At 62.8% G+C, this 7827-nt stretch carries 11 protein-coding genes; 7 read left to right on the top strand and 4 right to left on the bottom strand.

Annotated features, from left to right (window positions below; all coding sequences use genetic code 11):
* Positions 1 to 453: 453 nt before the first annotated feature.
* Entirely contained in the window at positions 454 to 834 is a 381-nt protein-coding gene (locus tag QO207_RS24315) for a hypothetical protein (RefSeq protein ID WP_301534826.1), read from the bottom strand.
* 222 nt (positions 835 to 1056) lie between these two features.
* Here QO207_RS24315 and QO207_RS24310 point away from each other — a divergent pair, with 222 nt between their 5' ends.
* Positions 1057 to 1371 carry a transcriptional regulator gene (locus QO207_RS24310; RefSeq protein WP_301534825.1) on the top strand — a complete coding sequence of 105 codons (315 nt, stop codon included), beginning with the start codon at positions 1057 to 1059 and terminating at the stop codon, positions 1369 to 1371.
* A gap of 112 nt (positions 1372 to 1483) precedes the next feature.
* Entirely contained in the window at positions 1484 to 1669 is a 186-nt protein-coding gene (locus QO207_RS24305; protein WP_301534824.1) for a hypothetical protein, read from the top strand.
* Between the two features lie 15 nt (positions 1670 to 1684).
* Here QO207_RS24305 and QO207_RS24300 read toward each other — a convergent pair whose 3' ends face one another.
* Positions 1685 to 2056, bottom strand: a complete 372-nt coding sequence (locus QO207_RS24300; protein WP_301534823.1) for a hypothetical protein — start codon at positions 2054 to 2056, stop codon at positions 1685 to 1687.
* 449 nt (positions 2057 to 2505) lie between these two features.
* Here QO207_RS24300 and QO207_RS24295 point away from each other — a divergent pair, with 449 nt between their 5' ends.
* Both QO207_RS24295 and QO207_RS24290 read left to right on the top strand, forming a co-directional pair.
* Positions 2506 to 3219 (top strand): endonuclease I family protein, encoded by a 714-nt coding sequence (locus tag QO207_RS24295; protein ID WP_301534822.1) that lies wholly within the window; start codon positions 2506 to 2508, stop codon positions 3217 to 3219.
* An 87-nt stretch (positions 3220 to 3306) separates the two neighbouring features.
* Positions 3307 to 3813 carry a DUF1993 family protein gene (locus QO207_RS24290; RefSeq protein ID WP_301534821.1) on the top strand — a complete coding sequence of 169 codons (507 nt, stop codon included), beginning with the start codon at positions 3307 to 3309 and terminating at the stop codon, positions 3811 to 3813.
* A gap of 30 nt (positions 3814 to 3843) precedes the next feature.
* On the opposite strand, the gene QO207_RS24285 is transcribed toward QO207_RS24290, so the two are convergent.
* A complete protein-coding gene (locus QO207_RS24285; RefSeq protein ID WP_301534820.1) occupies positions 3844 to 4317 on the bottom strand; it encodes an Lrp/AsnC family transcriptional regulator in 474 nt (157 codons plus the stop codon).
* Positions 4318 to 4448: 131 nt separating this feature from the next.
* Here QO207_RS24285 and QO207_RS24280 point away from each other — a divergent pair, with 131 nt between their 5' ends.
* Complete coding sequence (locus tag QO207_RS24280; RefSeq protein ID WP_301534819.1) at positions 4449 to 4784, top strand: hypothetical protein; 336 nt, start codon at positions 4449 to 4451, stop codon at positions 4782 to 4784.
* Positions 4785 to 4882: 98 nt separating this feature from the next.
* The gene (locus QO207_RS24275; RefSeq protein WP_301534818.1) at positions 4883 to 5881 is read left to right on the top strand and encodes a bile acid:sodium symporter family protein; all 999 of its coding nucleotides are present in this window, start codon (positions 4883 to 4885) and stop codon (positions 5879 to 5881) included.
* Positions 5882 to 5947: 66 nt separating this feature from the next.
* On the opposite strand, the gene gorA is transcribed toward QO207_RS24275, so the two are convergent.
* Positions 5948 to 7306, bottom strand: a complete 1359-nt coding sequence (gorA, locus tag QO207_RS24270) for a glutathione-disulfide reductase (RefSeq protein ID WP_301534817.1) — start codon at positions 7304 to 7306, stop codon at positions 5948 to 5950.
* 88 nt (positions 7307 to 7394) lie between these two features.
* Here gorA and QO207_RS24265 point away from each other — a divergent pair, with 88 nt between their 5' ends.
* Positions 7395 to 7826, top strand: a complete 432-nt coding sequence (locus tag QO207_RS24265; protein ID WP_301534816.1) for a VOC family protein — start codon at positions 7395 to 7397, stop codon at positions 7824 to 7826.
* Position 7827: the final 1 nt, after the last annotated feature.

The raw sequence follows: 7827 nt of genomic DNA, 5'->3' as shown, positions 1-7827 counted from the left end.
CTTTCGCAGCGAGGGTGGCTTGCCCTCGGCCTTCTACGTCACTGAACTCGCTGCCGCGAGCATCGCCATTCGCCCAATGCGAGGCCGGCGCTGGCGATGCTCGCGGCAGCGAGTTCAGTGACGTAGAAGGCCGAGGGCAAGCCACCCTCGCTGCGAAAGGCGAGTTGCCCCACGCGCTCAGTCTGTCCACCCAGGGCGGCCCATAGTCGTTCTGCAAGAATCCGCTGCATGTCTATCTCCGGCCTTCCCGTGGAACGTCCACCATAGCCGTGCAGCTTCAGGCAAGCGAGCCTGACCTTGGTCGACAGGCAATAAAAAGCCCGCATGGAAGCGGGCTTTTGATGGGGAGCTAATCCCTTAGCTGGTTTTCATCCTCTGCCCCCGGGTGTGAAAAAAACGTGAAGACAGAGGCGACAGAAACATTTTGTTGAGGATCGGGCTGTCGAGCGGCGCTCAGCTCGAATAGTCCAGCGCCGTCCACACGCGGCTCAGGCCGTCACTGATCTGGCAGCTCGACAGATCGTCGGCCTGCCCCCGCGAGGACAGACGCACGGTGGAATCACCCTCGCCTTCGGTCAGCCACTGCAGGCGCCCGCAATTGGGCGTGTCGATCACATAGCTGGCGGCAATGGAGGAGCGCTCCCTGGGCAGACGGATGGCGTCGCGCACGGTGCCGCGCTCTTCGATGCGCTTGCCGTCAGCCACCAGCACTGCCCAGGCCTCCTTGCCCTCGATGATGAGGTAGGCGCCATTGGCGCGCGGGACATCCGCCTGGGGTTGGGCACAGCCCGCCAGCATCGCCACACCTGCGCAAAGCATCAGTTTCTGCAGCATCGCCATCGCTCCTGTTCTTCGGAAGGTGCCCGCCAGGCCAATGGCGACGGGCACTTCAGGGTTTCTGTCAGACCGTGGAAGTGATACTAGGAGAAAATACTGTTCATGCATACAGTATTTTGCGAAAATTTTTTAAACCTCGACGAAAGGCCACAGTCCATTGGCTACGTCGATCACCTCGTATCACAGGGCATGGGCCTGAAACCCATTGAGGAGCTAGCGATGGTGAGCATCCATCAGCTGAAATACACCGTGAACCACATGGCCATCGAGGAAGTCAGCGAGGCGGTGGCGGAACTGCAACTGGAGGGGTTGGTCACAGAGGGCAAGACGCCCTTCAGCCGAACCCACTTCAACGTCTGCTTCGCGGAAATCGAAGCCCTCATGCAACGGGCCGGCTATCACCGCCCGCTGGATGTGGTGGGCTACCAGGGCCAGGCCTACGCCATGTTCGACCCCAGCCGCTGGGACGCCGTGGAAGTGCTGCGCTGGCTGAAGGAATACGTCGAGGAGTCCAGGGCGGTCAGTACCGCCTGACGGCGCGGGCCATTGCGCAGGTCGCGGTTGCGGGAGCAGCGACTTGCGAAGGCCCATCCAGCGCACTAATGTCCCATGCACTTTTCCCGCTTGCCGAATCAAGGACGATTCCATGAGCGACTCTTCCTCAGACGACAACTGGCTCTGGGCCTACCGCAAACTCCGTAGCTGGGATGTGGGCCGGGTCAGCTCCGCGTTTCTCGCCACACTCTTCCATTACCGCGGCGACACCGGGCTGTTTTACAGCCACGGCGGCCTGCGCAAATCCCGCCTGACCCGCGACGACTCGGCCGACTGAGCGCCGGCTGCCGGCCTATTGCTGCTGGTAGTAGCCGTTGCCGCGCGGGTAAACAGCGCCGTTGGGGTATTCAATGCTCTGGCGGACGCCGCCGCTGCCCTGGTCGATGATCACCGTGCCCGAGCGCGTTTCACCGTAGCCACGGGGCACCTGCGTGCCGCCATAGCCATCGTAAGTCTGCCAGTTTGACGAAGTACCCACGCTGCCGCTCGCACCCGGACTGATGTAGATGCGCTGCACTGCCGGCGGCGATTGCTGCCATTGCGGCTGGGTCTGGTAGCGCGGCTGATACTGCGGCTGGACTTCCTGCCCGGAGAACTTCTGGGCAAAGACGGGCATCGCCAGCGCACAACAGGCGATGGCCGCCAGGCTTCTGAGACCGGTCATGACGATCTCCCGAATGATGGAAAGGCTTCAGCTTACCAATCCTTGGCAGCTTCGTGCAGAGCCACATGGAAGACCAATATTTAACATTACATATCAATTACTTATGAGGCTTTTGTGATGCCGATTCTTGAAATTGGCCCACACCAGCCCCTCAGTGCCAGCGAGGCTGACTCGACACCAGAGCCAACGCTTCAAAAACACCAGGATAGCGCTCTTTCTTGAAGTGATTTATTAGATATATTTTCCTTTAAAAACATAAAGATAGGAAAGAAACCTGATCTTTCTCAAGAAGAAATCACCGAGCATCGAGAGACCTTCTCGAAAACCCAGCAGCAAGGCTGACGCGCAGCCGCGCCGGGTATAGCTTTCCAGCCGTTGCCATTCCATTGCCACGATTGGCATTTCTTTCCCAATCAGTAAGATGCAGCGACTTTCGTAAGGAACGCCTCATGTTCGGACGCTGCCTGACCCTGCTGCTGATCCTCGCCATTCCCACCGTAGCCACCGCTGCCGCCCCACGCACCTTCGAGGAAGCCAAGAAGGTCGGGCGCAAGCTGTACGCTCGCCAGTCGGTGGAGTTCTATTGCGGCTGCCGCTACAACGGCACCAAGGTCGACCTGAAGAGCTGCGGTTACACCCCGCGCAAGAATGCCAACCGGGCTTCGCGCATCGAATGGGAGCACATAGTCCCCGCCTGGGTGATCGGCCATCAGCGCCAGTGCTGGCAGAGCGGCGGGCGCAAGAACTGCGCGCGCAATGACCGCGTGTACCAGAAGGCCGAAGCCGACCTGCACAACCTGGTACCGAGCATCGGCGAGGTCAATGGCGACCGGAACAATTACAGCTTCGCCTGGCTTCAGCAGAAGCCCTCGCAATATGGCGCCTGCCCCATGGTGGTGGACTTCAAGGCGCGCAAGGCCATGCCCCGCCCGCAGATCCGCGGCATGATCGCCCGCACCTACTTCTATATGAGCGACCGCTATGGCCTGAGGCTGTCCAGCCAGGATCGCCAGCTGTTCAGCGCCTGGAGCAAGCAATACCCGGTGGAAGCCTGGGAACGGCAGCGCAACCAGATGGTTGGCTGCGTGATGGGCTGGGGCAACCCCTACGTCGGCCCGATAGAGACCGACCGCTGCCCGGCGCCGAAGATGGCCAGGCGCTGATGCCCGGCGACAGCCGCGGGCGCCAGCAGTAGACTCCGACAGCCGTCCTTCGACGCGCGCCCCAATCCCTGTCTGGAGTTACGCAGCATGTCCCTCTCGATCTACCAGGCCTCCGTCCCCGTCTTCATCCGCATGCTCGGCAACCTGTCGGCGATCCTCGCCAAGGCCGCCGAGCATGCCCAAGCCAAGTCCATCGACCCTTCGGTGCTGATCAACGCCCGCCTCGCGCCGGACATGTTCGCCCTGGCCCGCCAGGTGCAGATCGCCTCCGACTCCGCCAAGGGCGCCGGCGCGCGCCTGGCCGGCGTGGAAGTGCCGAGCTACGCCGATGACGAAACCACCTTCGAAGAGCTGCAGGCGCGCATCGGCAAGACCGTCGACTTTCTCAAGAGCCTCAAGCCCGAACAGTTCGAAGGCGCCGAAGACCGCACCATCGAGCTGAAGCTGCGCGCCCGCGAAGTCAGCTTCAAGGGCACCGACTTCCTGCTCGGCTTCGTCAACCCGAACTTCTATTTCCACATCACCACGGCCTACAACATCCTGCGTCACAACGGCGTGGAAGTCGGCAAGATGGATTATCTGGGCGGCGTCTGATCGCCTGGGCGCCGGCTTCCCCGGCGCCCTTCAGCCGCGCGGCAGCGGCAGGCTGGTGGTCGACTTGATCTCCGACAGCGCCACGATGGAGTTGATTTCCTGCACCCCCGGCACCTGCGACAGCCGCTCGAAGAAGAAGCGCTCGTACGCCTCGACGTCCTCGGTGACGATGCGCAGCATGAAGTCCACCGCGCCCATCAGCACATGGCACTCCAGCACCTCGGGGAACTCGTCCATGGCCCGCGCGAAGTCGGTCAGGTGATTGCGCCCGTGGGCGTTGAGCTTCACCTGGGCGAAAATCTGCGTGTTCAGGCCGATCTTCTTGCGATCGAGCAGGGTCACCTGCTTGCGAATCACCCCCTCATCCTTCAATCGCTGGATGCGTCGCCAACACGGCGACTGTGAAAGGCCGATGCGCTCGGCGATCTCCGCCGTGGATAGCGTCGCCTCCTCCTGCAACAGGGCAAGGATCTTCCGATCATGAACATCCAGGGAAACAGGCATGAACAAGTCTCTTTAATTCACTCTAGAGACTCATTAATGCACATATAGCCGTCATATTGCAGAAAGCAGGCAAATAAATCCTCCCGCGCGGCCGCAGAATATTCCCACTCCCACTGCATCGGCCGACCGTCATGACGCTTCCCGCACTCCATCTCGTCGAATTCCCCCTGGACCAGCAGGACCGCCCCGTCCCCACGGAAGTCGCCGCCGATGTGCGCTACCTGATCCGCGCCGAGATCGATGCCGACATCCTCTGCCGCCTGCTCAACCAGTTCGCTCTGCAGGGCCATGTACCCGCCGAGGTCGAGTCCTCGCGCCGCGAGGACTGGTTGGATATCGCCCTGCGGGTGAACACCCTGCCGCGCTACCGCGCCGAGCTGATTGCCCAGCGCATGCGTGGCATGGTCAGCGTGTGCTCGGTGGATCTGCACGTGCAGGGCACAAAATCTGTCCTTTCAGCGACATAAGCTGACTTTCTGGCGTTAGCCGGCACATCCATCCGGGCTTAGAGTGCGAACCTGACCCCAGTGGTCCTTCACACACAACAACGATGAGAGATGTGCCCATGGCTCGCCCACGCCTGCTCCCCGACAACTTCACCCTGGCGCTGATCGCCACCGTGACCGTTGCCAGCCTGCTGCCCTGCGAAGGCACCGCTGCCGTGATCTTCGGCTGGATCACCAACCTGGGCATCGCGCTGCTGTTCTTCCTCCACGGTGCGAAGCTGTCGCGCCAGGCGATCATCGCCGGCGCCACCCACTGGCGCCTGCACCTGCTGGTGTTCGCCTGCACCTTCATCCTCTTCCCGATCCTCGGCATGGCGCTCAAGCCGGCACTCTCGCCGCTGGTCACCTCGGACCTGTACCTGGGCATGCTCTACCTCTGCGCCCTGCCCGCCACCGTGCAGTCGTCCATCGCCTTCACCTCGCTGGCGCGCGGCAACGTCCCCGCTGCGATCTGCAGCGCCTCGGCCTCCAGCCTGATGGGCGTGTTCCTGACTCCGCTGCTGGTGCAGCTGCTGATCGGCGCCCACGGCGATACCGGCATGTCGACCCTCGACGCCATTGGCAAGATCACCCTGCAGCTGCTGGTGCCCTTCGTCGCCGGCCAACTGCTGCGCCCATGGATCGGCGCCTGGGTCGAGCGCAACAAGCCGGTGCTGAAGTACGTCGACCAGGGTTCGATCCTGCTGGTGGTCTACACCGCCTTCAGCGCAGCCGTGATCCAGGGCCTCTGGCACCAGATCCCGCTGCCGGCGCTGGCCGGCCTGGTGGTCGCCTGCTGCGTCCTGCTGGCCCTGGCACTGATCGCCACCAACCTGCTGGGCCGCTACCTGGGCTTCTCCCTGGAAGACCGCATCACCATCGTCTTCTGCGGCTCGAAGAAGAGCCTGGCCACCGGCGTGCCGATGGCCTCGGTGCTGTTCGCCAGCAGCACGGTCGGCGTGATCCTGCTGCCGCTGATGCTGTTCCACCAGATCCAGTTGATGGTCTGCGCCGTACTTGCCCAGCGCTATGCGCAGCGCCAGGATGCCAGCCACGCTCCGCTGGAGCGCGCCAACTGACGGCCGAAAGCCGCGCAGAAAAAAGCCGGTGCAGATGCACCGGCTTTTTTATTGCTGTCGCGGCCGTCAGGCGCCGACAGGCGTGCGCATGGTGACGAACTCCTCGGCGGCCGTCGGGTGAATGCCGATGGTGTCATCGAACACCCGCTTGGTCGCGCCGGCTTTCAGCGCAATGGCGATGCCCTGGAGCATCTCGCCGGCATCCGGGCCAACCATGTGGCAACCGAGCACCTTGTCGGTATCGGCATCGACCACAAGCTTCATCAGCGTCCGTTCCTGGCACTCCGTCAGGGTCAGCTTCATCGGCCGGAAGCGGCTCTCGAACAGCTTCACCTTGTGCCCTGCGCTGCGTGCCTCGTCCTCGGTGAGGCCAACGGTGCCGATATTCGGCAGGCTGAATACCGCCGTGGGAATCAGCTTGTAGTCCACCGAGCGGTACTCCTCCGGGCGGAACAGCTTGCGCGCCAGCGCCATGCCCTCGGCCAGCGCCACCGGGGTCAGCTGCACCCTGCCGATGACGTCGCCTATAGCGTGAATCGACGGCTCGCTGGTGCCGAAAGCTTCGTCGACCTTGACGTAGCCACGCTCATCCAGCGCGACCGAGACATTCTCCAGGCCCAGGTTGTCCAGCTGCGGACGGCGGCCGGTGGCGTAGAACACGCAATCGGCCTCCAGCACACGGCCATCCTTCAGGGTCGCGGCCAGGGTGCCATCGGCCTGCTTGTCGATGCGCGCGATATCGCTGTTGAACTGCAGGTCCAGGCCCTTCTTCGTCAGCTCATCGCGCAGGTGCTCGCGCACGCTGCGATCGAAGCCGCGCAGGAACAGCTCCTTGCGGTACAGCAGCGAAGTCTTCGCCCCAAGACCGTGGAAGATGCCGGCAAACTCGACCGCGATGTAGCCACCGCCCACTACCAGCACGCGACGCGGCAGGGATTCGAGGAAAAACGCCTCGTTGGAAGTGATCGCATGTTCCTTGCCCGGGATATCCGGCACCTGCGGCCAGCCACCGGTGGCGATGAGAATGTGTTTGGCGCGGAAACTCTGCCCATCGACCTCGACGGTGTGCGCGTCTTTCAGGCTGGCGTGCCCTTCCAGCAGCGTGACACCGCTGTTCACCAGCAGGTTGCGGTAGATGCCGTTGAGCCGATGGATTTCCCGATTCTTGTTGGCGATCAGGGTCGACCAGTCGAACTTCGCCTCGCCCAGGGTCCAGCCGAACCCGGAGGCCTGTTCGAAGTCCTCATGGTAATGGGCGCCGTAGACGAGCAGCTTCTTCGGCACGCAACCGACGTTGACGCAGGTGCCGCCCAGGTAGCGGCTTTCCGCGACGGCCACCTTGGCGCCGAAGCCCGCGGCGAAGCGAGCGGCACGCACGCCGCCGGAACCCGCACCGATGACGAACAGGTCAAAATCGAAAGACATCATGGATCTCCGCTGGGATATGCCAGGCAGCATACCTCATGAAGCCTGTCCTATCCTGCCAGCAGCCGGTCCCAAAGGAGGTATCGCCATGCGCTCGACGCTGACTCATCTGGCCCTGCACGTACCCGACCTGGAAGCGTGCATCGCCTTCTACGAGCGCTTCTGCGGCATGCGCATCATCCACCAGCGCGAGGGCAAAGGTTCGCGCATCGTCTGGATGGCCGAGCCCGGCAAGGAGCACCAGTTCATCTTCGTCATCATGCCCGGCGGCGAGGAGCGCCACCTGGCCAGCGACGATTACAGCCACTTCGGCTTCGCCGTCGACTCGCACGATGAGGTCGACCGCATTGCCGCGCAGGCTAAAGCCGCCGGCTGCCTGATCTGGGCACCCAGGCAGGAGCCCTACCCCGTGGGCTATTACTGCGGCCTGCGCGACCCGGCGGGCAACTACGTCGAATTCAGTTACGGGCAACCGCTGGGGCCTGGTTCGGAAGCCATGCCGATCCCCAGTTCGATGTAGA

Source organism: Pseudomonas sp. CAN1 (assembly GCF_030462585.1).
GTDB lineage: Bacteria > Pseudomonadota > Gammaproteobacteria > Pseudomonadales > Pseudomonadaceae > Pseudomonas.
The sequence above is the reverse complement of the archived record's forward strand: the minus strand, read 5'-3'. Positions and strand labels throughout refer to the sequence as shown.

Coding starts and splice junctions, on each gene's coding strand:
- QO207_RS24315 (WP_301534826.1), bottom strand. CDS start 834: ATGCTGCAGAAACTGATGCTTTGCGCAGGTGTGGCGATGCTGGCGGGC.
- QO207_RS24310 (WP_301534825.1), top strand. CDS start 1,057: ATGGTGAGCATCCATCAGCTGAAATACACCGTGAACCACATGGCCATC.
- QO207_RS24305 (WP_301534824.1), top strand. CDS start 1,484: ATGAGCGACTCTTCCTCAGACGACAACTGGCTCTGGGCCTACCGCAAA.
- QO207_RS24300 (WP_301534823.1), bottom strand. CDS start 2,056: ATGACCGGTCTCAGAAGCCTGGCGGCCATCGCCTGTTGTGCGCTGGCG.
- QO207_RS24295 (WP_301534822.1), top strand. CDS start 2,506: ATGTTCGGACGCTGCCTGACCCTGCTGCTGATCCTCGCCATTCCCACC.
- QO207_RS24290 (WP_301534821.1), top strand. CDS start 3,307: ATGTCCCTCTCGATCTACCAGGCCTCCGTCCCCGTCTTCATCCGCATG.
- QO207_RS24285 (WP_301534820.1), bottom strand. CDS start 4,317: ATGCCTGTTTCCCTGGATGTTCATGATCGGAAGATCCTTGCCCTGTTG.
- QO207_RS24280 (WP_301534819.1), top strand. CDS start 4,449: ATGACGCTTCCCGCACTCCATCTCGTCGAATTCCCCCTGGACCAGCAG.
- QO207_RS24275 (WP_301534818.1), top strand. CDS start 4,883: ATGGCTCGCCCACGCCTGCTCCCCGACAACTTCACCCTGGCGCTGATC.
- gorA (WP_301534817.1), bottom strand. CDS start 7,306: ATGTCTTTCGATTTTGACCTGTTCGTCATCGGTGCGGGTTCCGGCGGC.
- QO207_RS24265 (WP_301534816.1), top strand. CDS start 7,395: ATGCGCTCGACGCTGACTCATCTGGCCCTGCACGTACCCGACCTGGAA.